Raw genomic sequence first — 24,380 nt, forward strand, 5'->3', positions numbered from 1 at the left:
CGTCCGTAATACCCCCAGGAGCCCCGCATGACCGCACTTCCGCAGGAGCGCCGCGTCGTCACCGCCATCCCCGGCCCGAAGTCGCAGGAGCTTCAGGCCCGCCGTACCGCCGTGGTCGCCCAGGGCGTGGGCTCCACGCTGCCGGTCTTCGTCACGCGTGCCGGCGGCGGTGTCATCGAGGACGTGGACGGCAACAGCCTGATCGACTTCGGCTCCGGTATCGCCGTGACCAGCGTCGGCGCCTCCGCCGAGGCCGTCGTACGCCGTGCCTCCGCCCAGCTCGCGGACTTCACCCACACCTGTTTCATGGTCACCCCGTACGAGGGCTACGTGGCCGTCGCCGAGGCGCTGGCCGAGCTGACGCCGGGTGACCACGCCAAGAAGTCCGCGCTGTTCAACTCCGGCGCCGAGGCCGTCGAGAACGCCGTGAAGATCGCGCGTGCGTACACCAAGCGGCAGGCCGTCGTGGTGTTCGACCACGGGTACCACGGGCGCACCAACCTGACCATGGCGCTGACGGCGAAGAACATGCCGTACAAGCACGGCTTCGGCCCGTTCGCGCCCGAGGTCTACCGCGTCCCGGTCGCCTACGGCTACCGCTGGCCGACCGGCGCGGAGAACGCCGGCCCGGAGGCCGCCAAGCAGGCCATCGACCAGATCAGCAAGCAGGTCGGCGCGGACAACGTCGCCGCGATCATCATCGAGCCGGTGCTCGGCGAGGGCGGCTTCATCGAGCCGGCCAAGGGCTTCCTGCCCGCGATCCGCCAGTTCGCCGCCGACAACGGGATCGTCTTCGTCGCGGACGAGATCCAGAGCGGCTTCTGCCGCACCGGCCAGTGGTTCGCGTGCGAGGACGAGGGCATCGTCCCGGACCTCATCACCACCGCCAAGGGCATCGCCGGTGGTCTGCCGCTCGCCGCGGTGACCGGCCGCGCCGAGATCATGGACGCGGCGCACGCCGGCGGCCTCGGTGGCACGTACGGCGGCAACCCCGTCGCGTGCGCCGGTGCGCTCGGTGCCATCGAGACCATGAAGGAGCTCGACCTCAACGGCAGGGCCAAGCGCATCGAGGAGGTCATGAAGGGCCGCCTCTCCGCCATGGCCGAGAAGTTCGACATCATCGGCGAGGTCCGCGGCCGCGGCGCCATGATCGCCATCGAGCTGGTCAAGGACCGCGCCACCAAGGAGCCGGACACGGAGGCCACCGCCGCGCTGGCCAAGGCCTGCCACGCCGAGGGTGTTCTCGTCCTGACCTGTGGCACCTACGGCAACGTGGTGCGTTTCCTGCCGCCGCTGGTCATCGGCGAGGACCTGCTGAACGAGGGTCTGGACGTCGTCGAGCAGGCCCTGGCCCGTATCTGAGGTTCCGGTTTCCCGGCTGCGGCAGGCCGTGTGAAGAAGGTGTGCGGGGTACATGTCGGGACGGGAATCCGCCTGCCCAAGCGCCTCGGCCTGCCGTAGGTTCTACCCAGATGAGAGATACACCCCGTCCACGGGGGACCGTGGGCGACATCAGGCCGGGGCATCCCCAGCTTCGACCTGGTCGTGCCTTCGCGCACACAACCGGCGCCTGACGCCGGGATCTCCTCACCGATCGGACGGTCGCCGCCCCAAACCCCCCGGGGCGTGCGACGTTCCGGTCCGGACGGCCGCCCCGTGACCACCCCCCCTGTTCCGGGGCGGCCGGCCTCCTCCCCCGGGCCTCACCGGAAGGCCGCCCCGGTACGACCGCTCGCGCGCCCGCCTGCCAGGCTGGCCCCCGTGTCGTACCCCGTCCGCCGCGCCCTCCTTCTCGGCATCCCGGCCCCCGTCGTCCTCTTCCTGCTGCTCACCTGGCAGGTCCTCGGCCACGGCCCGCTGCTGCGCGCGGACGCCCGCCTCAGCCGGGACCTGGTCCACCCCGACGGACTCGCGCAGTTCCTCTCCGACCTCGGCAATGTCCAGGTCGCCGTCCCGGTCCTCCTGGCCGCCGCCGGGTACGCCCTGTGGCGCGGCCGGAGCGCCGGGCACCCGCGCTGGTGGCTGCCGCCCCTCGCGGCCGCCGTCCTGATGGCGCTGCTCCCGGCGCTCGTGGTACCGCTGAAGGACTGGATCGCGCGGCCGGGGACCCCCGCGGTGCCCCCGGCCGTCGGCTACTTCCCCTCGGGGCACACGGCGACCGCCGCCGTGGCCTACGGCTCCGCGACCCTCCTCCTGCTGCCCTGGCTGCGCACCCGCGCCGCCCGGGTGACCGCCCTCGCACTCTGCGCGGCCCTGGTCCTGGGCGTCTCCTACGGCCTGGTCCGCCACGGCTACCACTGGCCGCTGGACGTGCTGGGCAGCTGGTGCCTGAGCGCGGTGCTGCTGACCGCGCTCGGCGCCCTGCCGGGGTTCAGCCGAAGGAGCCGCCGGTTCAGCCGAAGTAGCCGTCGAACGTCTTCTGGAACTCCCAGTTCGCGTAGCGGTCCCAGTTGATCGACCAGGTCATCAGGCCGCGCAGATCCGGCCAGGTGCCATGGGTGGTGTACGAGCCGCAATTGGTCTTCTTCGTCAGGCAGTCCAGGGTCTTGGTGACCTCGGACGGGGCGACGTAGCCGTTGCCCGCGTTGGTGGAGGCGGGCATGCCGATCGCGACCTGGTCGGGGCGCAGCGGCGGGAAGACGTTGTTCGGGTCGCCGGCCACCGGGAAGCCGGTGAGCAGCATGTCGGTCATGGCGATGTGGAAGTCGGCGCCGCCCATGGAGTGGTACTGGTTGTCCAGGCCCATGATCGGGCCGGAGTTGTAGTCCTGGACGTGCAGCAGGGTGAGGTCGTCGCGCAGGGCGTAGATCACCGGGAGGTAGGCGCCGCAGCGCGGGTCCTGGCCGCCCCACTTGCCGGTGCCGTAGTACTGGTAGCCGTTCTGCACGAAGAAGGTCTCCGGGGCCATGGTCAGCACGAACTTTGCGCCGTACTCGGCCTTCAGGGTCTTCAGCGCCGAGATGAGGTTGACGATCACGGGCGTGGTGGGGTTCTTGAAGTCCGTGTCGCCGGTGTCCAGGGACAGCGAGTGGCCCTCGAAGTCGATGTCGAGGCCGTCGAGGCCGTAGGTGTCGATGATCTTCGAGACGGAGGAGACGAAGGCGTCCCGGGCCGCCGTGGTGGTCAGCTGGACCTGGCCGTTCTGGCCGCCGATGGAGATCAGCACCTTCTTGCCGGCCGCCTGCTTGGCCTTGATCGCCGCCTTGAAGTCGGCGTCGCTCTCGGCGTTCGGGCAGTCCGTGACCGGGCAGCGGGTGAACTCCACGTCCCCGGAGGTCGGCGAGGTGGGCTCGGCGAAGGCCAGGTCGATGACGTCCCAGCTGTCGGGGACGTCCGCGAGCCGGGTGTATCCGGAGCCGTTGGCGAAGCTGGCGTGGAGGTAGCCGACGAGGGCGTGGGCCGGGAGACCGGCGGAGCCGCCGCCCGGGTCGCCGCCCGTCCCGCCGGTGCTCGTGGTCACCACCACCGCCGCCGACTTCGCGGACTCCCCCGCGCCGTCGACCGCCGTGACCTGGAAGCTGTACGCCGTCGAGGCGGTGAGCCCCGTGACGGTGGCCGACGTCCCGCTCGCGCTCTGGACCTTGACGCCGTCGCGGTAGACCGCGTACCCCGTGGCGCCGCTCACCGCCGACCAGGACAGGGCGACGGACGAGGAGGTGACCGAGGAGGCGGTCAACCCGGCCGGTACGGCGGGCGGTTGGGTGGTGCCGCCGCTGCCGCCGGGGCCGGTGAGGGAGAGGTCGTCGGCGTCGTAGGCACCGGTGCCGTACCAACCGTGGGTGTACACCGTGACCTTGGTGGTCGAGGGCCCGGTGGTGAAGGTGGTGCTCAGCTTCTGCCAGTCCGGCGCCGACTGGGTCCAGGTGGAGACGTCGGTGGTGCCGGTGCCGCTCGCGCCCAGGTAGACGTACGAGCCCCGGACGTAACCGGCCAGCGTGTACTGGGAGTTGGGCTGGACGCTCACCGTCTGGGCGCACTGGGCGTTGTCGCTGCCCGCCGGGGCGGCCTGGAGCGCGGAACTACCGCTGTGCACAGGCGAGTTGACGGTCGTACCGGAGGAGGCGGAGCAGGTCCAGCCGGACAGGCCGGACTCGAAGCCGCCGTTCTGGAGCACGTCCGCGTCGGCCGCGCGGGCGGCCGACGAGAGCGCGGTGAGGCCGGGCACGGCGAGGGCCGTGGCCGCGAGGAGGGCGAGCAGGGGTCTGGAGCGGTCCACGAAGACCTCCGGGCAGGGGGGAGTTGGAGGGTGGAACGGCACTCAATTTGGTCCAGACCAATCCTGGTGTCAAGACATGCGCGCGCTACCCGTCCTCCCCCGCCCCCAGCACCAGGCGCGCCGCCGCCTCGTGCATCGCCAGCTCCAGCAGCGCCGCGTCGGTCAGCGTGCCCGATCCGTCCGGCGGCACCAGCCAACGCACCCCCCGGCTCGCCCGGCCCGGATGCGGTACGACGATCCAGGTGCCGTTCCCGGCGGTGCGCACCCCCGTGCCGAGCCAGCGCTCCGCGGTACCCGGCGCCACGAAGAACCCGATCCGGTTGTCGCCGAAGTCGGCGAGCACCGGGCCGGGCCGGCCGAGCATCCGGGTCAGCACGTCCAGCGTCGGATGGCCCAGATGGGCCGGGAGGATCAGCACGTCCCAGGCCCGGCCCGCGGGCAGCAGCGCGACCCCGTGCGGATTGCGCTCCCACTCCCGGCGGCACCCCCGGGGATCCGGTGCCACAGATGCCAGCCACTCCACCGCCGTCTTCGTCCCACCCATGAGCAGGCCTCCCGCTCTCCTCGGTGCGCGACGCTCTCGCGTCGCCTCGGGGGGAGAGAGGGAGGCCGTACCGGAGCATTACGCGGGTTCCGGCGCCCTTACGGAGTGACCTGGGTCACGCGAACTAACTGTCGAAGCCGAGGCCCAGCTTGTCCATCGTGCGCAGCCACAGGTTCCGGCGGCCGCCGTGGGCGTCCGCACGGGCCAGCGACCACTTGGTGAGGGCGATGCCGGTCCAGGCGAACGGCTCGGGCGGGAACGGCAGCGGCCGCTTGCGCACCATCTCCAGCTCGGTGCGCTCGGTGCGCTCCCCGTCCAGCAGGTCGAGCATCACGTCCGCGCCGAAGCGGGTCGCGCCGACGCCGAGGCCGGTGAAGCCCGCCGCGTACGCCACCTTGTCCTGGTGGGCGGTGCCGAAGAAGGCCGAGAAGCGGGAGCAGGTGTCGATCGCGCCGCCCCAGGCGTGGGTGAAGCGGACGCCCTCCAGCTGCGGGAAGCAGGTGAAGAAGTGCCCGGCGAGCTTGGCGTAGGTCTCGGGGCGGTCGTCGTACTCCGCCCGGACCCGGCCGCCGTAGTGGTGGATGGCGTCGTAACCGCCCCACAGGATCCGGTTGTCGGCGGACAGCCGGAAGTAGTGGAACTGGTTGGCGCTGTCGCCGAGCCCCTGCCTGCCCCGCCAGCCGATCTCCGCGAGCTGCTCCTCGCTCAGCGGCTCCGTCATCAGCGCGTAGTCGTAGACCGGGACGGTGTACGAGCGCACGCGGCGCAGCAGATTCGGGAAGATGTTGGTGCCGAGCGCGACCTTGCGGGCGCGGACGGCGCCGTACGGGGTGCGGACGGCCATCCCGGCGCCGTACTGCTTGAGGGTGAGCGCGGGCGTGTGCTCGTACACCCGCACCCCGAGCCGTACGCACGCCTGCTTCAGGCCCCAGGCGAGCTTCGCCGGGTGCAGCATGGCGACGCCCCGGCGGTCCCACAGGCCCGCCTTGAAGGTCGGCGAGTCCACCTCGGCGCGCACGGCGGCCTCGTCCAGGAAGTCCATGCCGTCCGCGAGGCCCCGCTCCTGGAGTTCCCGGTGCCAGTCGCGCAGCTCCGCCGCCTGGTAGGTCTCGGTGGCCACGTCGATCTCGCCGGTGCGCTCGAACTCGCAGTCGATGCCGTGCCGGGCGACGGCCGCCTCGATCTCGTCGAGGTTGCGCCGGCCCAGCTCCTCCAGCTTGTGGATCTCGTCGGGCCAGCGGGTCAGCCCGTTGGGCAGGCCGTGGGTGAGGGAGGCGGCACAGAAGCCGCCGTTGCGGCCGGAGGCGGCCCAGCCCACCTCGCGGCCTTCCAGCAGGACGACGTCCCGCCCCGGGTCGCGCTCCTTGGCGATGAGCGCGGTCCACAGTCCGCTGTAGCCGCCGCCGACGACCAGCAGGTCGCAGGTCTCGGCGCCGGTGAGGGCGGGCTCGGGCGCCGGCTTGCCGGGGTCTTCCAGCCAGTACGGGACCGGCTGGGCTTCGGAGAGAGAGGAGATCCAGTTGTCTTGGCCACGACTCATGGCGCTTGGGGCCATGATTTCAACTCCCTACAGAGCTTTTTCGCGCTTGTTCGCTGTGCGCTTTTTCGGCTTACGCCTTTTGGCTGTTACGGCGATTGTTGATCAGCATCGACACGAGGACCAGCAGCACCGCGAGCAGGAACATCGCCGTGCCGATCACATTGATCTGAACGGGTGTTCCGCGCTGTGCCGAGCCCCAGACGAACATGGGGAAGGTGACGGTCGAGCCGGCGTTGAAATTGGTGATGATGAAATCGTCGAAGGAGAGCGCGAAGGACAGCAGCGCGCCCGCGGCGATTCCGGGTGCCGCGATCGGCAGGGTGACCCGCAGGAAGGTCTGCACGGGCCCGGCGTACAGGTCCCGGGCGGCCTCCTCCAGGCGCGGGTCCATCGACATCACGCGCGCCTTGACGGCGGTGACGACGAAGCTCAGACAGAACATGATGTGGGCGATCAGGATCGTCCAGAAGCCCAGCTGGGCGCCCATGTTGAGGAACAGGGTGAGCAGCGAGGCGGCCATGACGACCTCGGGCATCGCCATCGGCAGGAAGATCAGCGAGTTGATGGCGCCGCGGGCGCGGAAGCGGTAGCGGACCAGCGCGAAGGAGATCATCGTGCCGAGGACGGTGGCGCCCAGCGTCGCCCAGACGGCGATCTGGAGGCTGAGGGACAGCGAGTTGCACATGTCGGCGACGCCGCACGGCTGTTTCCAGGCGTCCAGGGAGAACTGCTGCCACTGGTAGTTGAAGCGCCCCTTCGGTTTGTTGAAGGAGAACACCGTGACGATGACGTTGGGCAGCAGCAGATACGCGAGGGTGAAGAGTCCCGCGATGACGACGAGATGGCGCTTGAGCCAGTTGACGACGGGCATTTAGACCAGGTCCTCCGTCCCGGACCGGCGGATGTAGATCGTCACCATGGCCAGGATCGCGGCCATGAGGATGAAGGAGAGGGCCGCCGCCGTCGGATAGTCCAGGATGCGCAGGAACTGCGTCTGGATCACATTGCCGATCATGCGGGTGTCGGTGGAGCCGAGGAGTTCGGAGTTGACGTAGTCACCGGCCGCCGGGATGAAGGTCAGCAGCGTGCCGGAGACCACGCCCGGCATCGACAGCGGGAAGGTCACCTTGCGGAAGGTGGTGGACGGCTTGGCGTACAGGTCGCCGGCCGCCTCGTGCAGCCGTCCGTCGATCCGCTCCAGCGAGGTGTACAGCGGCAGGATCATGAACGGCAGGAAGTTGTACGTCAGTCCGCACACCACCGCGAGCGGGGTGGCCAGCACCCGGTCGCCGGCCGTCCAGCCGAGGAAGTCGGTGAGGTCCAGGATGTGCAGCGAGTTGAGCGCGTGCACGACGGGCCCGTTGTCGGCGAGGATCGTCTTCCAGGCCAGGGTGCGGATCAGGAAGCTGGTGAAGAACGGCGCGATCACCAGGATCATGATCAGGTTGCGCCAGCGGCCCGCGCGGAAGGCGATCAGGTACGCCAGCGGGTAGCCGAGCAGCAGGCACAGCACGGTGGCGCCGGCGGCGTAGAAGATGGACCGCAGGAACTGGGGCCAGTACTCGGAGAGGGCGTTCCAGTAGGTCGCGAAGTGCCAGGTGACCTTGTAGCCCTCCTCCAGGGAGCCCGTCTGCACGGATGTGGAGGCCTGGTAGACCAGCGGCAGCGCGAAGAAGACGACCAGCCACAGGATGCCGGGCAGCAGCAGCCAGTACGGGGTGAACCGGCCGCGCCTGCGCGGGGGCTTGGCCGCGGATTTTGCGGGGGCGAGCGGCGGGGGCGCCTCGGTGAGTGTCGACATCAGGCGGCGACCTCTTCCCCGGTGCCCGCGTCGATGGCCTGGGCCGCGTCGAGGCCGAAGGTGTGCGCGGGGCTCCAGTGCAGGACGACGTCCGCGCCGGGGACCAGGCGGGCGTCCCGCTCGACGTTCTGGACGTAGACCGAGAGTTCGGCGCAGGCCGGGCTGTCGATGACGTACTGCGTGGAGACGCCGATGAAGCTGGCGTCGGCGATCTTGCCGGTGAGGCGGTTGCGGCCCTCGGGGATGCCGCCCGCGTCGTCGGCGTGGGCGAGCGCGATCTTCTCGGGGCGGATGCCGACCAGCACCTTGCCGCCGGCCGGGGCGGGCGCGCTGCATCGGGCGGCGGGCAGCACCAGCTTGTCGCCGGCGGCCTTGAGCACGATGTCGTCGCCGCTCTCCGTGTCGACCTCGGCCTCGATCAGGTTGGAGGTGCCGAGGAAGTTGGCGACGAAGGTGGTCCGCGGGTTCTCGTACAGGTCGGTGGGGGCGCCGAGCTGCTCGACGCGGCCGCCGTTCATCACCGCGACCGTGTCGGCCATGGTCATGGCCTCCTCCTGGTCGTGCGTGACATGGATGAAGGTGATGCCGACCTCGGTCTGGATGCGTTTGAGCTCCAGCTGCATCTGGCGGCGCAGCTTGAGGTCGAGGGCGCCGAGCGGCTCGTCGAGGAGCAGCACCTTGGGGTGGTTGATCAGGGCGCGGGCGACGGCGACGCGCTGCTGCTGGCCGCCGGAGAGCTGGTGCGGTTTCTTGCGCGCCTGCTCGCCGAGCTGGACCAGGTCCAGCATGTCCCCGACCTGCTTCTTGACGCTCTTGATGCCGCGCCGGCGCAGACCGAAGGCGACGTTCTCGAAGATGTCGAGGTGCGGGAAGAGGGCGTAGGACTGGAAGACCGTGTTGACGGGCCTCTTGTACGGCGGCAGATGGGTGACGTCCTGGTCGCCGAGGTGCACGGTGCCGCTGGTCGGCTCCTCCAGGCCCGCGATCATGCGCAGGGTGGTGGTCTTGCCGCAGCCGGAGGCGCCGAGCAGGGCGAAGAAGGAGCCCTGGGGCACGGTGAGGTCCAGCGGGTGTACGGCGGTGAAGGCGCCGTAGGTCTTGCCGATACCGGAGAGGCGGACGTCGCCGCTGTTGTCTGTCGTCATCGTGGTCGTCACGCCCCTGTGAGCTTGGAGAACTTCTGCTGGTAGGCGGTCTCTTCCTTCTGCGTCAGGGCGCGGAAGGGGTGGGACTTCGCCTGCATGGCCTTGTCGGGCACGATCAGCGGATTGCTCGCGGCCGACTTGTCGATTTTCGCGAGGTAGGGAACGACTCCCGCGACCGGGCTCACGTAGTTGACGTAGGCGGCGAGTTCGGCGGCCGGTTCGGGCTCGTAGTAGTAGTCGATGAGCCGCTCGGCGTTCGTCTTGTGGCGCGCCCTGTTGGGGACCAGCAGGTTGTCGGTCGACGTCATGTAGCCGCTGTCCGGGATGAGGTAGCCGACGTCCGGGTTGTCGGCCTGGAGCTGGACGATGTCGCCGCCCCAGGCGACGCAGGCGGCGATGTCGCCCTTGGCCAGGTCGGAGGTGTAGTCGTTGCCGGTGAAGCGGCGGATCTGGCCCTTGTCGACGGCCTTCTGGAGGCGGGCCACGGCCGCGTCGTAGTCGTCGTCGGTGACCTTCGCCGGGTCCTTGCCGAGGTCCAGCAGGGTCATGCCGACGGTGTCGCGCATCTCGGTCAGGAAGCTGACGCGGCCCTTGAGCCTGGGGTTGTCCAGGAGGTCGGAGACCGACTTCACCTCGACGCCGTCGAGGGCCTTCTTGTTGAAGGCGATGACGGTGGAGATGCCCTGCCAGGGGTAGGAGTAGGCGCGGCCCGGGTCCCAGTCGGGGTTGCGGAACTGGTCCGAGAGGTTGGCGAAGGCGTGCGGCAGGTTGGCCGCGTCCAGTTTCTGGACGTAGCCCAGCCGGATCATGCGGGCGGCCAGCCAGTCGGTGAGGACGATCAGGTCGCGGCCGGTGTCCTGGCCCGCGGCGAGCTCCGGCTGGATCTTGCCGAAGAACTCGTCGTTGTCGTTGATGTCCTCGGTGTACTTGACCTGGATGCCGGTCCGCCTGGCGAACGCGTCGAGGGTGGGGTGGTGCTTGCCCGAGTCGTCCACGTCGATGTACTCGGGCCAGTTGGAGAAGTCGACGACCTTCTCGGTGGCCGAGTGGTCGTCGGCGGACACGCCGCCCTGGTTCTTGGTCGCGGCGGGGATGCCGCAGGCGCTCAGCGTCCCGAGGCCGCCGATCGCGAGCGCGCCACCGGCACCGGCGCGCAGCAGCGAACGGCGGGTCGGCGCGGCCCTGCCGCCGCGGGAACTTCGGCGTATGGCGGCCTTGTCGACCGGTGCCGGGCGGTCGGGCTCGTAACTCTCCATGCGCGTGGTGGCCTTTCGGGAGGGGAGGGGGTGCGGGTGCCCGGTGGAGGGGACGGGCGTCGTACCCGGTGGAGCGGACCGCGGGCGGGGGGACCCGCGGCCGGGGGTCGCTCTACCGGTCCCCGAAGATCGTGCGGTGCCAGTCCTTGCGGACCACCGCCGTGTTGTCGAACATTACGTGCTTGACCTGCGTGTACTCCTCGAAGGAATACGTCGACATGTCCTTGCCGAAGCCCGAGGCCTTGTAGCCCCCGTGCGGCATCTCGCTGATGATCGGGATGTGATCGTTGATCCAGACGCAGCCCGCCTTGATGTCGCGGGTGGCGCGGTTGGCCCGGTAGACGCTGCCGCTCCAGGCGGAGGCGGCGAGGCCGTACGGGGTGTCGTTGGCGAGCCGGATGCCCTCGTCGTCGGTGTCGAAGGGCAGGACGACCAGGACGGGTCCGAAGATCTCGGACTGGACGATCTCGCTGTCCTGGGCGGCGCCGGCGATGAGGGTCGGCCGGTAGTAGGCGCCCTCGGCCAGGTCGCCGCCGGGGGCCTCGCCGCCGGTGACCACGCGGGCGTAGGCGCGGGCGCGCTCCACGAAGCCGGCGACGCGGTCGCGCTGGGCGTGCGAGATGAGCGGTCCGAGGTCGGTGCCGGGGGCGAACGGGTCGCCGAGCCGCACGGTCTCCATGAGGGCGGCGGTGCGCTCCACGAACGCCTCGTACAGCGGACGCTGCACATAGGCGCGGGTGGCGGCGGTGCAGTCCTGGCCGGTGTTGATGAGCGCGCCGGCCACGGCCCCGTTGACGGCCGCGTCCAGGTCGGCGTCGTCGAACACCACGAAGGGGGCCTTGCCGCCCAGCTCCAGGTGGAGCCGCTTGACGGTGGCGGTGGCGACCTCGGCGACGCGCTTGCCGACGCCGGTGGAGCCGGTGAAGGAGGTCATGGCGACATCGGGGTGGCCGACCAGGTGCTCACCGGCCTCCTTGCCGGTGCCGGTGACGATGTTGATCACGCCGTCCGGGAGGCCCGCGGCGGTGGCGGCCTGGGCGAAGAGCAGCGAGGTCAGGGGGGTCAGCTCGGCCGGCTTGAGCACGATGGTGTTGCCCGCGGCGATCGCCGGGAGCACCTTCCAGGCGGCCATCTGGAGCGGGTAGTTCCAGGGCGCGATGGACCCGACGACACCGATCGGCTCGCGCCGGACGTACGACGTGTGGTCGCCGGAGTACTCACCGGCGGACTGCCCCTGGAGGTGCCGGGCGGCGCCCGCGAAGAAGGCGGTGTTGTCGACGGTCCCGGGGACGTCGAACTCGCGGCTGAGCTTGAGCGGCTTGCCGCACTGGAGCGACTCCGCGCGGGCGAAGTCCTCGGCGCGCTCGGCGAGCACGGCGGCGAAGCGGTGCAGGGAGTCCGAGCGCTCGCCCGGAGTGGCCGAGGCCCAGCCGGGGAACGCCTCGCGGGCGGCGGCGACGGCCGCGTCGACGTCGTCGGTGCCGGCCAGGTCGTAGGTGTACACCTCGTCGCCGGTGGCCGGGTCGACCACGGCGTGGCGGCGCCCCGAGGTGCCCTTGGTCAGACGGCCGGCGATGAATTGAGCGCCTTCCGCGAAATGGTCGGCTGCGGGAAATCGTTCCTGGCCGGCGGTGCCCGGGTTGTGCATGTCGCTCTCCTCCGCCGATCACCCCCCGTCCCGGGGGTGGGTGGCGTAGCTCCAGCTCGATTTGAGTGCCGATCCTGACAGAGCTATAAGCCTCCAACAAGTGATTCCGTTGTTGCCTTTTGGTTACGCGACGGAATCTGTCGACCAGGTGTCGAGTCGGACGAGGAAAAGCCGGACGGAGTGTCAGTGGTGCGTGCCAGACTCGCGTGCATGGGGAGGATCGACGGGCTCCAGGCCCTGGTCAGCGAGGTCCGGGCGGGGTCCCGGATCAAGTATCTGCACTTCTGGGGCCACCGCCCCCGCCCGGACGGCACCATCGGCGCGAGCTGTCTGAGCCAGTGGTGGCCCTCACCCTTCGTGGTCGACGGCAGGCGGTACGCGACGGCGGAGCACTGGATGATGGCCGCCAAGGCCCGGCTGTTCGGCGACGCCGAGGCGGAGCGCCAGGTCCTCGACTCGGCGCATCCCGCCCAGGCCAAGAAGGCGGGCCGTCTGGTGCGCGGCTTCGACGAGGCGATATGGGAGCGGGAGCGGTTCCGGATCGTGGCCGAGGGCAGCGCGCACAAGTTCGCCGCCGACCCCGCGCTGCGCGCGTTCCTGCTGGGCACGGGCGAGCGGGTGCTGGTCGAGGCGAGCCCGGTGGACCGGGTGTGGGGCATCGGCCTGACCGCGGACGACGAGGCGGCCCGGGACCCGGAGCGCTGGCGGGGGCTGAACCTGCTGGGCTTCGCCCTGATGGAGGCGCGGGCGGAGCTGGCCGCGAGGTAGGCGGGCGGGGGCCGGGTACGACGATGCCCGCCGGACCGGGTGGTTCCCCGGGTCCGGCGGGCATGGACCGAAGCGGTCAGCGCTGTGCCGCCACCGTCACCGGCGCCGAGACGGAGTGCAGCGAGCCGTAGTAGTACGGATCGTCGCTGGAGTGGTCCTCGTTGATCGCGGCGGTGATGCCGATCGCGAGGAGCACGATCACGGCGACGCCGACGATGATCCCGATGACGCCCATGATCAGACCGGCCTGGGCCTGGCCGTGGTTCGTCGCCTCGCCGCGCTCGGCCCGGCGCCGTCCCTTGACGCCGAAGACCACCGCGAGGATGCCCAGGATCACGGAGGCGACGCCGTACAGGCAGAACAGGCAGATCGAGAGGATGCCGAGCACCATCGCCGCGGTGCCCATGCCGTTCTGCGGGGCCATCGGCACACCGCTCCAGCCATAGCCGCCACCGGCCGGGTAGCCGGGGTAGCCGTAGCCGCCTGCGGGCGGCGCGGACACCGGGGGCACACCGGCGCCGGTGGGCGCGATCGGCGGGGGCGGCACCGGCTCACCCGGGGCGGGGGCGCCGAACGCGGGCGGGGTGGGCGCGCCGAAGCCCGGGGCGGGCTGGGCGGGCGGGGCGAAGTTCGGCTGGGCGTACCCGCCGGTGGGCAGGTCGGTCACCGTGGCCTGCTCGTGCACGGACGGCGGCTGCGCCGGGGGCTGTCCCGCACCCGGCGCGGCGGGCCGGTCCTTGTCCAGCGACAACCCCTGCTCGGGCGGCGCCCACGGGTCGTGGCCGCCGCCGGCCGCCCCACTCGACTGCGTTCCGTCTGACACGCGTACTTCCCCCTCGGTCGTTCGTCCCGCCATGCTACGGCCTCCCCGGCCCGCCCCGGCCGGCCGGTCCCACCGTCCGGCACCGGGGCCCAGCAGGGCCGTACCCCTCCTACGGCTTCTCCCCGCACGGCTCGTACGGCCCCCTCCCCCGTCCGGCACCCGCCCCCCGCCCGTCCGGCACTCGCCCCCCGCCCGCCCGGTTCCTCCGTCCCGCGCCCGCCTACGATGTCCAGTGACGATCAGCCGATCACCCGCGCCGCGCCCGTGAGGGCCCGTCGGCGCCCTGCCCGGGGAGGCCCCCTTGACCGCCAGTTCCGTACCCGCCGCCGACTCGGCCGACCGCGACCTGCGCGCGTTCATCGCCGGACTGCCCAAGGCCGAACTGCACGTCCACCACGTGGGCTCCGCCTCCCCCCGCATCGTCTCGGAGCTGGCCGCGCGCCACCGCGACTCCCGGGTCCCCAGCGACCCCGAGGCGCTCGCCGAGTACTTCACCTTCACCGACTTCGCGCACTTCATCGAGGTGTACCTGTCGGTGGTGGAGCTGATCCGCACCCCGGAGGACGTCCGGCTGCTCACCTTCGAGGTGGCCCGCGACCTGGCCCGCCAGCAGGTGCGCTACGCCGAGCTGACCCTCACCCCGTTCTCCTCCACCCGGCGCGGCATCGACGCGCGCGCCTTCATGGAGGCGATCGAGGACGCCCGCAAGAGCGCGGAGGCCGAGTTCGGCACCGTGCTGCGCTGGTGCTTCGACATCCCCGGGGAGGCCGGCCTGGAGTCGGCGGAGGAGACCGTGCGGCTCGCCACCGACGACCGGATCCGGCCGGAGGGCCTGGTCTCCTTCGGGCTCGGCGGGCCCGAGATCGGCGTGCCCCGCCCGCAGTTCAAGCCGTACTTCGACCGTGCCGTCGCGGCCGGTCTGCGCTCGGTGCCGCACTCCGGCGAGACCACGGGTCCGCAGTCGGTGTGGGACGCGCTGAACGAACTGGGCGCCGAGCGCATCGGGCACGGCACCAGCTCCGCGCAGGACCCGGCGCTGCTCGCGCACCTCGCCGAGCGGCGCATCCCGCTGGAGGTCTGCCCGACCTCCAACATCGCCACCCGCGCGGTGCGCACCCTGGACGAGCACCCGATCCGGCAGTTCGCCCAGGCCGGGGTGCTGATCACGGTCAACTCCGACGACCCGCCGATGTTCGGCACCGACCTCAACAACGAGTACGCGGTGGCCGCCCGCCTCCTCGACCTGGACGAGCGCGGGATCGCGGACCTCGCGAAGAACGCGGTGGAGGCGTCCTTCCTGGACGCGGCGGGCAAGGCGCGGCTCGCGGCGGAGATCGACACGTACACCGCCGGCCGGCTCGCCGGCTGAGGCGCACCGCGATCCGCACCACAATGGGGGCCATGCAGACCGTGACCGCCGTGGCCCACCGCGGCGACCCCTACCGCTTCCGTGAGAACACCCTCGACTCGCTGCGCTCCGGTCTCGACCGGGGCGCGGACGCCGTGGAGTTCGATGTCCGGCTCACCCGCGACGGCGTGCCCGTGCTGCTGCACGACGACACGCTGAAACGGCTGTGGGAGGTGGACCGGCCGCTGAGCGCGCTGTCCGCCGAGGAGCTGCGCGGGCTCACCGACGGCCGGGTGCCGACGCTGGCGGAGGCGCTCGCCGCGACCGGTGACAGCCGGGTGATGGTGGATCTGTGCGGGCGGGTGACGCGGCGGACGATGGAGCGGATCCTGGACGTGGTCCGCCAGTGCGGGGCCGGGGACCGGGTGTACTACAGCGCGGGCGCGGAGACGATGCTCACCGTGCGCGCCGCCGAACCGGCCGCGGAGATCGCGCTGACCTGGACGACCCTGGCCCCGCCGCGCCCCGCGCTGCTGGCCGCGATCAACCCCCGCTGGCTCAACTACCGCTTCTCCCTGGTCGACCGCGACCTGGTCACCGAGGTGCACCGCGCCGGGCGGCTCGTCTCCGTGTGGACCCCGGACACCCGGCGCTCCCTGCGCCGGCTGCTGGCCCTGGGCGTCGACTCGATCACCACGAACCGCATCGACGTCCTGCACGAGCTGCGCTCCCGCTAGAGCCTGTCCGGCAACTCCCGTCGTCGCCCGAAGGACGAGCCGTCCGCCCGGCCGTTCAGCCGTACCGCCATCAGGGCCACGTCGTCGCTGCCGTCGGGAGTCAGGCCGTCGAGGAGGTGCGCGCACGCCTCCTCCGGGTCCGCGGGGGCGTCCTCGACCACCGCGGCGAGGCGTTCCAGGGACCGTTCCAGGTCTTCGTGGCGGCGCTCGATCAGTCCGTCGGTGACGAGGACGATCAGGGAGCCGGGCGCCATGGTGAGCCGCCGCGCGGGCGGATGCGGAAGTCCGAGGCCGAGGAGGGGGCCGTGCTCGCGCACATAGCCGGTCGTACCGTCCGGACCGCGCAGCAGGGGCGGCAGATGGCCGGCGTTCGCGACATGGACGAGGTCCGTGTCGAACTCGATCAGCAGGACGCAGAGCGTGACGGTGGCGCCCGGCGCCACCGAGGTGATCAGGTGGTCGAGGCGGTCCAGGATCGCCGTGGGGCAGTGGCCCTCGACGGCGTAGGCGCGCAGCGCGTGGCGGACCTGGCCCATCACCATGGCGGCGTCGAGGGAGTGCCCGGCCACGTCGCCGACGGCCACCACCAGTCCGTCGGGCGTGCTGATCGCCTCGTAGAAGTCGCCGCCGATCTCGGTGCGTTCGCTGGCGGGGAGATAGCGCACGGCCAGGTCCGCCCGTGCGGTCTCCGGCAGCCGCTCGGGGAGGAAGCTGCGTTGCAGGGTGAGGGCCAGGGCGTGTTCCTCGCTGTAGCTGCGCAGCGCCTCCAGCGCGAGCGCGCCGGCCTGGGTGAGCTGGGTCAGCAGCTGCTCGTCGTCCAGGGTGGTGACGGCGTCCGCCGGCGTCACGATGGCCACGGGCGGCCGGTCGGCCCTGGTGCGGCCGATGACGGTGCGGCGTCGGGCGCCCTGCGCGAGTCCGGGCGGCAGACCGGGCAGGTCCAGGTCCGGGAGCCCTGGGTCCTCGTCGTCGAAGCGGTGCGGGAGGGCGGTCGTCGTCGTGCGGGTCCGCGGTCCCGGCGCGTGCCGGGTGTGGGCGATCAGGGGGGCGCCCTGGGGGGTGGTGAGGAGTGCGGCCACGTCGCAGCGCAGGACGGCCGCGGCGCTCTCGGCGGTCACCTTGACCAGTTCCTGGGCGTCGGCGGCGCTGTACATCGCCAGGGTGGCGCGGTTGAGCAGGTGCAGCCGGTCCGCGAGGAGTTCGGCGCGGCGGCGGGCACGGGCGTAGCGCAGGGTCGCCGTGACCGTCGCGAGCAGTTCGTCCGGGGCGACGGGTTCCACGAGGTAGGCGTCGGCTCCGCGGTAGAGCCCCTGGGCCCGGTCGTGCACGGTGACGGCGGAGGCGGAGATGTTGATGACGGGCAGGGCCGCGGTGACCGGGTTGCTCTTGATCCGTTCGCACACCTCGAAGCCCGTCATGTCGGGCAGCCGTACGTCGACGATGGCGAGTTCCGGCTCGGGGCAGGGGCCGTCGAGCAGTTCGAGCGCGCGGCCGGCGTCCTCCGCCTCGGTGACGCGGTGCCCGCCGCGGCGCAGCGTGGTGGACAGGACGTACCGGTTCGCGGGGGTGTCGTCGACCACCAGGATGTGCGCGGGGGCGTGGTCCGGGTCGGGCCGGTGGGTCATCGACGTTCCTCGGCGGGGGGTGGCGGCGGAGAATCGGCGGGCGTGCGTCGGACGGCCGCCACGTTCTCGTCCTGCCCCAGAGCCGCGGCGAGGATCGCCGAGGTGAGGCGGGACTTGTTCAGCACGGCGCGGACCGGGGCGAGACGCGCGTGGTCCACGTCGGCGGGTTCCAGCGCGGTGACGACGATCACGGGCACCTGGGCGGTGGCCGGACGGGCGGCCAGTTGCCGCCGGATCCGGTATCCGCTCGCGCCGGGCATGTTGAGGTCGAGTACGACGACGTCCGGCCGCTCACGCTCGACGGCGGCGACGGCGGCGCCGCCGTCGGTGAGCACGATGACGGACCCGGCGAGTTCCGCCAGCAGGGCCCGGAAGCCGGGCAGCCATGTCTCGTCGTCGTCGACGACCAGCACGGACCCCACCACGGCCGCCGTCTCCCGTGACGCCTGCGGGGGAAGGGCCGGGATGTCGATGACCACCTGGGTGCCCTGTCCCACCGCGCTGTCGAGCGTCAGCGTGCCCTTCAGCAGTTCGGTCAGGCGGCGGGCGTAGGGCAGTCCGAGGCCGGTGCCCGCCCGGCCCCGCTGGTGCGGACCCCGTACCTGGTAGAACTCCTCGAAGACCCGGTCGAGTTCGTCGGCCGGTATCCCGACACCGGTGTCCCGGACGCGGAAGACGAAGCGCGGCCCGTGCTCGTCCTCCCGTTCGGTGACGCCGAGTTCGACCGAGCCCTCGACGGTGAACTTCAGCGCGTTCGACAGCACGTTGCGCAGCACCCGGGTCAGCATGACCTCGTCGGTGACCAGGGGCGCCCGCTGGTCGTGGTCCGGGATGCGCAGGACGACACCGGGCTGTGTGGTGCCCCTCAGCGTGCCGCGCAACTGGTGCAGCAGCGCCCGCAGATCGGTCACGGCGGGCTGGGGCTCCAGTCGGCCGGACTCCGCCTTGGCGACGTCGAGCAGTTCGTCCACGAGGGCGAGCAGGGTGCTGCCCGATGCCTGGACGAGCGAGATCTGCTGGCGCTGCTCGTCGGTCAGCGGCTCCGCCCGGGAGTCCAGCAGCAGCCGGGCCAGGGCGATGACCGAGTTCACCGGGGAGCGCAGCTCATGGCTGACGTTGGCCCAGAAGCGGGTCTTGTACTCATGGGCGAGTTCGAGCTGCCGGGTCTTGTCCTCCAGTTCGGCGTAGAGCGCGACCACCCCGCTGTTGGTGGCCTGGAGTTCGCTCGTCAGCTCGGAGTACAGCGCCATGACACCGGCGTTCGTCTCCTCCAGTTCGGCGTTGAGGCGCTGGAGTTCCTCCTGCTGGCGCTGGGACTCCTCCAGGGCGGCCAGCAGCTGGTGGTTCTGGGTGCGCAGGGCCTCGACCAGGTCGGCCCTGGAATCGTCGCCGCCGAGCCTGCCGCGCAGTTCGAGGGCCAGTTCACCGAGGGCCGCGGGCGGCGTGGGGGTGCGTTGGGCCAGCACGAGTTCCTGGCCGCCGTCGTCCGGCGCGACCCGCAGCCGGCTGTCGTCCAGCAGGTGCGTGGCGGCGGCGAGCAGACGGGCCGGCGGCCGCGAGGCGTCCAGCCAGCCGAAGCGTACGGCCAGTACGGCGGTGCCGGACTCCTCCAGGCAGAGCCGCGCGGTGAGCCCCGGTGCGCCCAGGAGGCTTTCCCCGGCCTCGCTCACCACGGTGGTCATCCGTACCAGCGGGCTGCCGGTCAGCCCCGCGGCCCGGCACACCGACTGGGTGCACCGGCGCAGGGCGATCACGTCGCTCCCCTCCCGCAGAGCGATCGTGAACACCTCATGGCCGACCGGGCCCGGGGTCATGGCCGCTGCCCGCGCACGGCGACGACGATCCCGGCGTCGTCCCTGCGTACGGCGGCCTGGTTGAGGATCTGCGCGGCGACCAGCGAGGGATCCTGGGCGAACAGCCCGGGGAAGTCCGCCGGCTTCCAGCGGTCGCTGAGGCCGTCGGAGTGCATGACGAGGGCGGACCCGGGCGGGAACGCGGCCTCGAAGGTGCGCGGGCGGGGCAGTTGCACGCCCACGATCCCCGGGAGGGACAGCAGTCCGCTCCGGGTGCTCTCGGTGGCGACCAGCGCGCTGATGTTGCCCGCCCCGCTCAGCCGCACCCGCTCCGCGCCCAGGTCGACCAGGGCGATCGCCACGGCCGCCCCGCGCGTCCCGCGCAGGCCGCGGTGCACGTCCTCCAGTACGGCCGCCGGATCCATGTGACGGCTGTCGCGGAACGCCTCCCGGGCCCGGTCGGCGGCCCGTGCCGCGAGCGGCCCGTGCCCGAGTCCGTCGCACATCATCAGCGACAGTGCCCCGCAGCCGTGACCGATGACCGCGCGCACGGCCCAGGAGTCCCCGCACACCTGCTCACCGCTGATCGGACGCGTCAGCCCGCCGGTCGCCACCGGGTCCGGCGCCGCCCCGTCGGCCGCGCCCGCCCAGAAACGCGCGTAGAGGACCGTGCCGCGCCCGCGCAGGGAGTGCACCCCGGACTCGTCGGCCAGCCGCCCGATGGCGCCCAGGCCGATGCCCAGGGTGCCGGTGGCGGACGTGCCGTCACGCAGTGCCCGGGGGACGTCCTCGATGCCGGGCCCGCTGTCGAGGGAGAGGCACTCCACGGCCGCCCGGCCGCGAGCGCGCACCACCCGCAGGGCGAGCGCGCCGTCGTGGGCGTGCTTGAGCAGATTGGTCGCCATCTCCGTGACGCACAGCTCCAGCCGGGCCGTGTGCTCGGCGGAGAGGTGGACGCCACGGGCGAGCTGGGCCCCCTGGTGACGTGCGGCGGCCGCGAGCGCGACGTCCGCGCGCAGCCAGCAGACATCGCCGGCCTCGGCGACGAAGGTGCTGGTCACCTGCCCCACTTCACAATGCGCACCGTGGTGCCCGACGGCCCCGTCTCGATGTCGAACTCGTCCACGAGCCGCTTGGCGCCGCTCAGCCCGAGCCCCATGCCGTTGCCCGAGGTCCAGCCGTCGGTCATCGCCAGCTCGATGTCCCCGATGCCCGGGCCCTGGTCGCGGAACTCCACGAAGATGCCGGAGCGGCCCCCGTCCATGACGGTCGCCACCCGCACCACGCCACCGCCGCCGTATATCAGCATGTTGCGGCCCAGTTCGCTGGCCGCGGTGACCAGCTTCGTCTGGTGCACGAGCGACATGCCGCTGCGCTGGGAGAGGGTGCGCACCGTCTGCCGCGCGGCGACGACATCGCTGCTGCTGGCGACCTGCACGACTTCCGCCGCGAGGTCCGCGGCGCCGAAGTCTTTCATGCGCGTTCTGCGCTGAGGCGCCGCAGAAGTTTCAGACCCCGCTCCAGGTTGAGAGCGGTACGGACGCCGTTGAGGGACAGCCCCAGCTCGACGAGGGTCATGGCGACGGCGGGCCGCATGCCGACGACGATGGTCTCGGCGCCGAGGACCCGGGAGATCGAGGCGTTGGTGGCCAGCATGCGGCCCACGAACGAGTCCACGATCTCCAGGGCCGAGATGTCGATGACGACCCCCTTGGCCCCCGTGTCGACGATCCGGTTGGACAGATCCTCCTGGAGGTCCATCACCATCTGGTCCTCGAGATCCGTCTGGATGGAGACCAAAAGGGTCTCGCCGATCTTGAGGACGGGAACGCGCTCGGTCACAGCAGACCCTTCAGGTCGTCCTCGGCCTCCAGGGCGATCTCCTTCAGCGCCTGGCGGAGCGCGTCGGCCAGGGAGGAGTTGGTGGGGATGTCACCGAACTCGATGCCGAGGGCCACGATCGTCTGGGCGATCTGCGGGCGGATGCCGGAGATGATGCACCGCGCGCCCATCATGCGGGCGGCGACGACGGTCTTGAGCAGGTGCTGGGCGACCTGGGTGTCCACCGTGGGCACACCGGTGATGTCGATGATGGCGTGCGTGGAGTCGGTGTCGACCAGGGTCTGGAGCAGCTTCTCCATGACGACCTGGGTGCGGGCCGAGTCGAGGGTGCCGACCAGCGGTACGCCGACGACCCCGTCCCACAGCTTGACCACCGGGGTCGAGAGTTCGAGGAGCTGCTCGGCCTGGGAGGAGATGATCTCCTCACGGGTGCGGACGTACGCCTCGGTCGTCAGCAGCCCGAGGTCGTCCAGCAGCCGGGCGAACTGGAGGTACGCGCGGGCGGACGCGGTCTCGCCGGTGAGGGAGGGCTCCAGCACCTCCTTGAGGGCGAAGACGCTCCGCGCGGTCTCGGTGGGTGTGAAGCCCTGCCGGGCCCGGTTGCGCGAGAGCTCGATCAGCAGGCTGCGCGTCTCGCCGAAGTGCTCCCCGCGGGCGTCGAGCCCGCCGATGGAGACGGCCTTGAGGACGGCCTCGTACAGTTCCCCGAGTTCGTAGCCCAGTTCCGCCAGGCTCAGCCGGCCCTGGAGGTCGTCGCCGATCGTCCTCGTCCACTGGGCGAGGAAGTCCTCACGCCGCGCGGTCAATATCTCGACCAGCAGGCGCGTGTTGGTCTCAGCCGTCACGTTGTCCTCACCCAATCTCCGCTTCGTGTACTGCCGGAGGAACGATACGACAGTCGGTGATCCTCCCCTCCCGTGGCCCGACGCCGTTCACGGGCATCGCGTCCGAAGGCATGTCCGTGCGGCGCGCCTGGTGCGGTACCCGCCGAACGCGGGCACACGGAAGGGACATGGCCGACCGCCGGAGGAGAAGAGAATGGAAGACGGGTCTTCGTTGAAGGCTGTGGGCTGGGCCCGCACCCTGCCCCTGAACAGCGGGGCGAAGGCGGCCAGGGACTGGACGCGCGCGCATCTGGAGACGCTCGGCTGGACCCGGACCGCTCCGGAGCTGGTGGATTCGATCGTGCTGACCGTCTCCGAGCTGGTGACCAATGCCCACGTCCACGCCCGCAGCACGGCGCAGCTGATCCTCACCTGGGACAACGGCTGCCTCCATGTGACGGTGCACGACTCCGATTCCCGCCTCCCCCAGCAACGGCAGCCCGGCGCCGACGCGTTGGGCGGGCGCGGTCTGCTCCTCGTCGACGCCCTCGCCCATGACTGGGAGATCCACCGCTGCCCCCGCGGCAAGGACGTCATGGCGTGCTTCCGGCCACCCGCGCCCCCGAAAGCGACTCAAGATGCTTGATCTTCGCGCGTACGACGTACAGCGGGACGACCCCGAAGACGCCGAAGGACATGTCGATCAGGCTCCACCAGAACGGGATGCCGCGGATCGGGCCGCAGACGAGGGCGAGCGGGACGATGCCGGCGCAGGCGATCATGCCGAACTCGATCACCCAGATGTTGCGCACCGGGTCGCGGTACGGGCCGTAGAAGGCGACCGCGATGACGAGGTGGGCGAACGCCAGCCAGTCCGTGCCGTAGAGGACGAAGGGGTACTTCGCGTCGACGGCGTCGAGCCCGTCCCGCACCCGCGCGATCCAGCCCGTCAGGCCGGGCAGCGGATCCGGCGTCCCCAGCGCCCGCAACACGCTCTCCGTCCAGCGCAGTTCGTGCACCAGCCAAAAGGCCGTGGCCCCGCTCAGCACGAGACACACCACGAAGAAGACCAGCCAGCGGCGAATGCCCTTCAAAAGGGCGGCTCTGTCGCTCATGGGCAGAGCGTACGCCCGAGTTGAACGCGTTCAAAACGCGGTCCCCGGAGAGAATCCGCACACGCGGTCGACGAGATCCGGACCGGCCGTCAATCACGCCCCACTCCCCCACATGCCTGTACATTTCGGACCACCGTTTCGAGAGGTGACCGGCAGACGGGGCGAGGGATGAGCGCGGACGGGCATGGCGCGGTGGAGACCGGGATCGCGCGGCTGTGCGCGGCGCCCGCGCTCGCCGGGGGCGGCCGGGCCGGGCTGGTGGGGAACCACACCACGGTGCTGCCCGGTCTGCGGCCCGCCGCACCCGCGTTGGCGGCGGCGGGGCTGCGCCTTGTCGCCCTGTTCGGGCCCGAGCACGGGGTGGACGGGAGCGGTCAGGCCGGCGCCGGCGGGGGCGCGGACCGCGTCGCGGGGCTGCCGGTGTACGACACGTACCGGTGCGACGGGGAGCGGCTCGACAAGCTGCTCGCCGACAGCGGGGTCGACGTCCTCGTGTACGACCTCCAGGACGTCGGCGCCAGGTTCTACACGTACGTCTGGACGATGTTCGACCTGATGGTCTCCGCGGCCCGTACCGGTGTGCGGTTCGTGGTCGCCGACCGGCCCAACCCCCTCGGCGGGACGGTCAGCGAGGGCCCGCTGCTCGACCCCGCGTGGGCGAGCTTCGTCGGACGGGTGCCGATCCCCGTGCGGCACGGCCTGACCGCCGGGGAACTCGCCCGGTACTTCAACACCGAGGCGGTACCCCGACGCGCGGGCGGACCGGCCGAGTTGACCGTGATCGAGGCGACCGGCTGGCGGCGCGCCATGGACGCCGGGTCCACCGGGCTCCCCTGGATCGCGCCCTCGCCGAACATGCCGACCCCCGCCACCGCCGCCGTCTACCCGGGCACCTGTCTGTTCGAGGGCACCAACCTCTCCGAGGGCCGTGGCACCACTCAGCCCTTCGAGATCGTCGGCGCCCCCTACGTCGACGCCCGCCTCGCGCCCGCGCTCAACGAACTCGCCCTGCCCGGAGTGCACTTCCGTGATCTGCGCTATGTCCCCACCTTCCACAAGCACGCCGGTCGATCCCTGCGCGGGGTGCAGCTCCATGTCACCGACCGCGCCGCGTTCCGGCCCGTGCGCACCGCCGTCGCCATGCTCGCCACCCTGCGCCGCCTCCACCCCGACGACTTCGCGTGGGACCGCGGTGACGGCGCGTACGCCATCGACCTGCTCTGGGGCTCCGACCGGCTCCGGGACGTCCTCGACGCGGGGGCGGACCCGCTGCCGCTGTGCGATCCGCCCGCGCCGCCGGCCGCGTGGGCGGGCGACGACGTACTGCTGTACTCCTGAGCCGCCGCGCGGGGAAG

The 24,380-nt window shown here is 71.6% G+C and carries 22 protein-coding genes and 1 pseudogene; 7 read left to right on the forward strand and 16 right to left on the reverse strand.

From position 1 onward, the window contains the following. Nucleotides 1–27 precede the first annotated feature (27 nt). Complete coding sequence (gabT, locus tag QHG49_RS10300; RefSeq protein WP_145485530.1) at nucleotides 28–1,362, forward strand: 4-aminobutyrate--2-oxoglutarate transaminase; 1,335 nt, start codon at nucleotides 28–30, stop codon at nucleotides 1,360–1,362. 399 nt (nucleotides 1,363–1,761) lie between these two features. Further along, a complete protein-coding gene (locus QHG49_RS10305) occupies nucleotides 1,762–2,454 on the forward strand; it encodes a phosphatase PAP2 family protein (RefSeq protein WP_301488801.1) in 693 nt (230 codons plus the stop codon). Here QHG49_RS10305 and QHG49_RS10310 read toward each other — a convergent pair. The 8 genes from QHG49_RS10310 to QHG49_RS10345 all read right to left on the reverse strand — a co-directional run bounded on the left by QHG49_RS10310 (nucleotide 2,393) and on the right by QHG49_RS10345 (nucleotide 12,150). After that, nucleotides 2,393–4,216 (reverse strand): chitinase, encoded by a 1,824-nt coding sequence (locus QHG49_RS10310; RefSeq protein ID WP_301488803.1) that lies wholly within the window; start codon nucleotides 4,214–4,216, stop codon nucleotides 2,393–2,395. The genes QHG49_RS10305 and QHG49_RS10310 overlap by 62 nt on opposite strands. 85 nt (nucleotides 4,217–4,301) lie before the next feature. Then, nucleotides 4,302–4,760, reverse strand: a complete 459-nt coding sequence (locus QHG49_RS10315) for a hypothetical protein (RefSeq protein WP_145485533.1) — start codon at nucleotides 4,758–4,760, stop codon at nucleotides 4,302–4,304. A gap of 124 nt (nucleotides 4,761–4,884) precedes the next feature. After that, the gene (locus QHG49_RS10320) at nucleotides 4,885–6,315 is read right to left on the reverse strand and encodes an FAD-binding oxidoreductase (protein ID WP_159705497.1); all 1,431 of its coding nucleotides are present in this window, start codon (nucleotides 6,313–6,315) and stop codon (nucleotides 4,885–4,887) included. A gap of 55 nt (nucleotides 6,316–6,370) precedes the next feature. After that, nucleotides 6,371–7,171 (reverse strand): ABC transporter permease, encoded by an 801-nt coding sequence (locus tag QHG49_RS10325; protein ID WP_145485535.1) that lies wholly within the window; start codon nucleotides 7,169–7,171, stop codon nucleotides 6,371–6,373. After that, nucleotides 7,172–8,101, reverse strand: coding sequence for an ABC transporter permease (locus QHG49_RS10330; protein ID WP_145485536.1), 930 nt, complete (start codon nucleotides 8,099–8,101; stop codon nucleotides 7,172–7,174). Further along, nucleotides 8,101–9,246, reverse strand: coding sequence for an ABC transporter ATP-binding protein (locus QHG49_RS10335; protein WP_145485729.1), 1,146 nt, complete (start codon nucleotides 9,244–9,246; stop codon nucleotides 8,101–8,103). Before QHG49_RS10335 ends, QHG49_RS10330 begins: the two co-directional genes overlap by 1 nt. Before the next feature lie 8 nt (nucleotides 9,247–9,254). Continuing rightward, nucleotides 9,255–10,502: a PotD/PotF family extracellular solute-binding protein gene (locus tag QHG49_RS10340; RefSeq protein WP_301488808.1), complete on the reverse strand. Its 1,248-nt coding sequence runs from the start codon at nucleotides 10,500–10,502 to the stop codon at nucleotides 9,255–9,257. 112 nt (nucleotides 10,503–10,614) lie between these two features. Beyond that, nucleotides 10,615–12,150, reverse strand: a complete 1,536-nt coding sequence (locus QHG49_RS10345; RefSeq protein WP_301488810.1) for a gamma-aminobutyraldehyde dehydrogenase — start codon at nucleotides 12,148–12,150, stop codon at nucleotides 10,615–10,617. 210 nt (nucleotides 12,151–12,360) lie between these two features. On the opposite strand from QHG49_RS10345, the gene QHG49_RS10350 reads away from it, so the two are divergent. Further along, nucleotides 12,361–12,918 (forward strand): NADAR family protein, encoded by a 558-nt coding sequence (locus tag QHG49_RS10350; protein WP_301488812.1) that lies wholly within the window; start codon nucleotides 12,361–12,363, stop codon nucleotides 12,916–12,918. 76 nt (nucleotides 12,919–12,994) lie between these two features. Here the strand turns inward: QHG49_RS10350 and QHG49_RS10355 are convergent, their stop codons facing one another. Beyond that, nucleotides 12,995–13,741, reverse strand: a complete 747-nt coding sequence (locus QHG49_RS10355) for a DUF4190 domain-containing protein (protein ID WP_301488813.1) — start codon at nucleotides 13,739–13,741, stop codon at nucleotides 12,995–12,997. Between the two features lie 225 nt (nucleotides 13,742–13,966). Between QHG49_RS10355 and QHG49_RS10360 the strand changes: the two are divergent. Together QHG49_RS10360 and QHG49_RS10365 are read left to right on the forward strand one after the other, a co-directional pair. Next, nucleotides 13,967–15,110 (forward strand): annotated as a pseudogene (locus QHG49_RS10360) (adenosine deaminase). A gap of 32 nt (nucleotides 15,111–15,142) precedes the next feature. Beyond that, a complete protein-coding gene (locus tag QHG49_RS10365; protein WP_301488816.1) occupies nucleotides 15,143–15,826 on the forward strand; it encodes a glycerophosphodiester phosphodiesterase in 684 nt (227 codons plus the stop codon). Here the strand turns inward: QHG49_RS10365 and QHG49_RS10370 are convergent. Genes QHG49_RS10370 through QHG49_RS10395 form a run of 6 tightly spaced genes read right to left on the reverse strand, consistent with a single transcriptional unit; the run spans nucleotide 15,823 to nucleotide 21,931 of the window. Continuing rightward, nucleotides 15,823–17,451 (reverse strand): fused response regulator/phosphatase, encoded by a 1,629-nt coding sequence (locus tag QHG49_RS10370; RefSeq protein ID WP_301488817.1) that lies wholly within the window; start codon nucleotides 17,449–17,451, stop codon nucleotides 15,823–15,825. The genes QHG49_RS10365 and QHG49_RS10370 overlap by 4 nt on opposite strands. Beyond that, complete coding sequence (locus QHG49_RS10375; RefSeq protein ID WP_301488818.1) at nucleotides 17,448–19,265, reverse strand: ATP-binding protein; 1,818 nt, start codon at nucleotides 19,263–19,265, stop codon at nucleotides 17,448–17,450. Before QHG49_RS10375 ends, QHG49_RS10370 begins: the two co-directional genes overlap by 4 nt. Further along, a complete protein-coding gene (locus tag QHG49_RS10380) occupies nucleotides 19,262–20,314 on the reverse strand; it encodes an ATP-binding SpoIIE family protein phosphatase (RefSeq protein ID WP_370530449.1) in 1,053 nt (350 codons plus the stop codon). The genes QHG49_RS10375 and QHG49_RS10380 overlap by 4 nt, the downstream gene beginning before the upstream one ends. Continuing rightward, nucleotides 20,302–20,721 (reverse strand): anti-sigma regulatory factor, encoded by a 420-nt coding sequence (locus QHG49_RS10385; RefSeq protein ID WP_145485546.1) that lies wholly within the window; start codon nucleotides 20,719–20,721, stop codon nucleotides 20,302–20,304. The genes QHG49_RS10380 and QHG49_RS10385 overlap by 13 nt, the downstream gene beginning before the upstream one ends. Continuing rightward, entirely contained in the window at nucleotides 20,718–21,086 is a 369-nt protein-coding gene (locus QHG49_RS10390; protein WP_159705467.1) for an STAS domain-containing protein, read from the reverse strand. The genes QHG49_RS10385 and QHG49_RS10390 overlap by 4 nt, the downstream gene beginning before the upstream one ends. Continuing rightward, nucleotides 21,083–21,931 carry an STAS domain-containing protein gene (locus QHG49_RS10395; RefSeq protein ID WP_301488823.1) on the reverse strand — a complete coding sequence of 283 codons (849 nt, stop codon included), beginning with the start codon at nucleotides 21,929–21,931 and terminating at the stop codon, nucleotides 21,083–21,085. The genes QHG49_RS10390 and QHG49_RS10395 overlap by 4 nt, the downstream gene beginning before the upstream one ends. 193 nt (nucleotides 21,932–22,124) lie before the next feature. Here QHG49_RS10395 and QHG49_RS10400 point away from each other — a divergent pair, with 193 nt between their 5' ends. Further along, complete coding sequence (locus tag QHG49_RS10400) at nucleotides 22,125–22,556, forward strand: ATP-binding protein (RefSeq protein WP_145485549.1); 432 nt, start codon at nucleotides 22,125–22,127, stop codon at nucleotides 22,554–22,556. Here the strand turns inward: QHG49_RS10400 and QHG49_RS10405 are convergent. After that, nucleotides 22,504–23,025, reverse strand: a complete 522-nt coding sequence (locus QHG49_RS10405) for a hypothetical protein (protein ID WP_301488825.1) — start codon at nucleotides 23,023–23,025, stop codon at nucleotides 22,504–22,506. The two genes, QHG49_RS10400 and QHG49_RS10405, sit on opposite strands and share 53 nt — an antisense overlap. Before the next feature lie 168 nt (nucleotides 23,026–23,193). Here QHG49_RS10405 and QHG49_RS10410 point away from each other — a divergent pair, with 168 nt between their 5' ends. Further along, nucleotides 23,194–24,363, forward strand: coding sequence for a DUF1343 domain-containing protein (locus tag QHG49_RS10410; protein WP_301488827.1), 1,170 nt, complete (start codon nucleotides 23,194–23,196; stop codon nucleotides 24,361–24,363). The last annotated feature ends 17 nt before the right edge of the window (nucleotides 24,364–24,380 follow it).

The sequence above is a fragment of the Streptomyces sp. WP-1 genome (assembly GCF_030450125.1).
Lineage (GTDB): Bacteria > Actinomycetota > Actinomycetes > Streptomycetales > Streptomycetaceae > Streptomyces > Streptomyces incarnatus.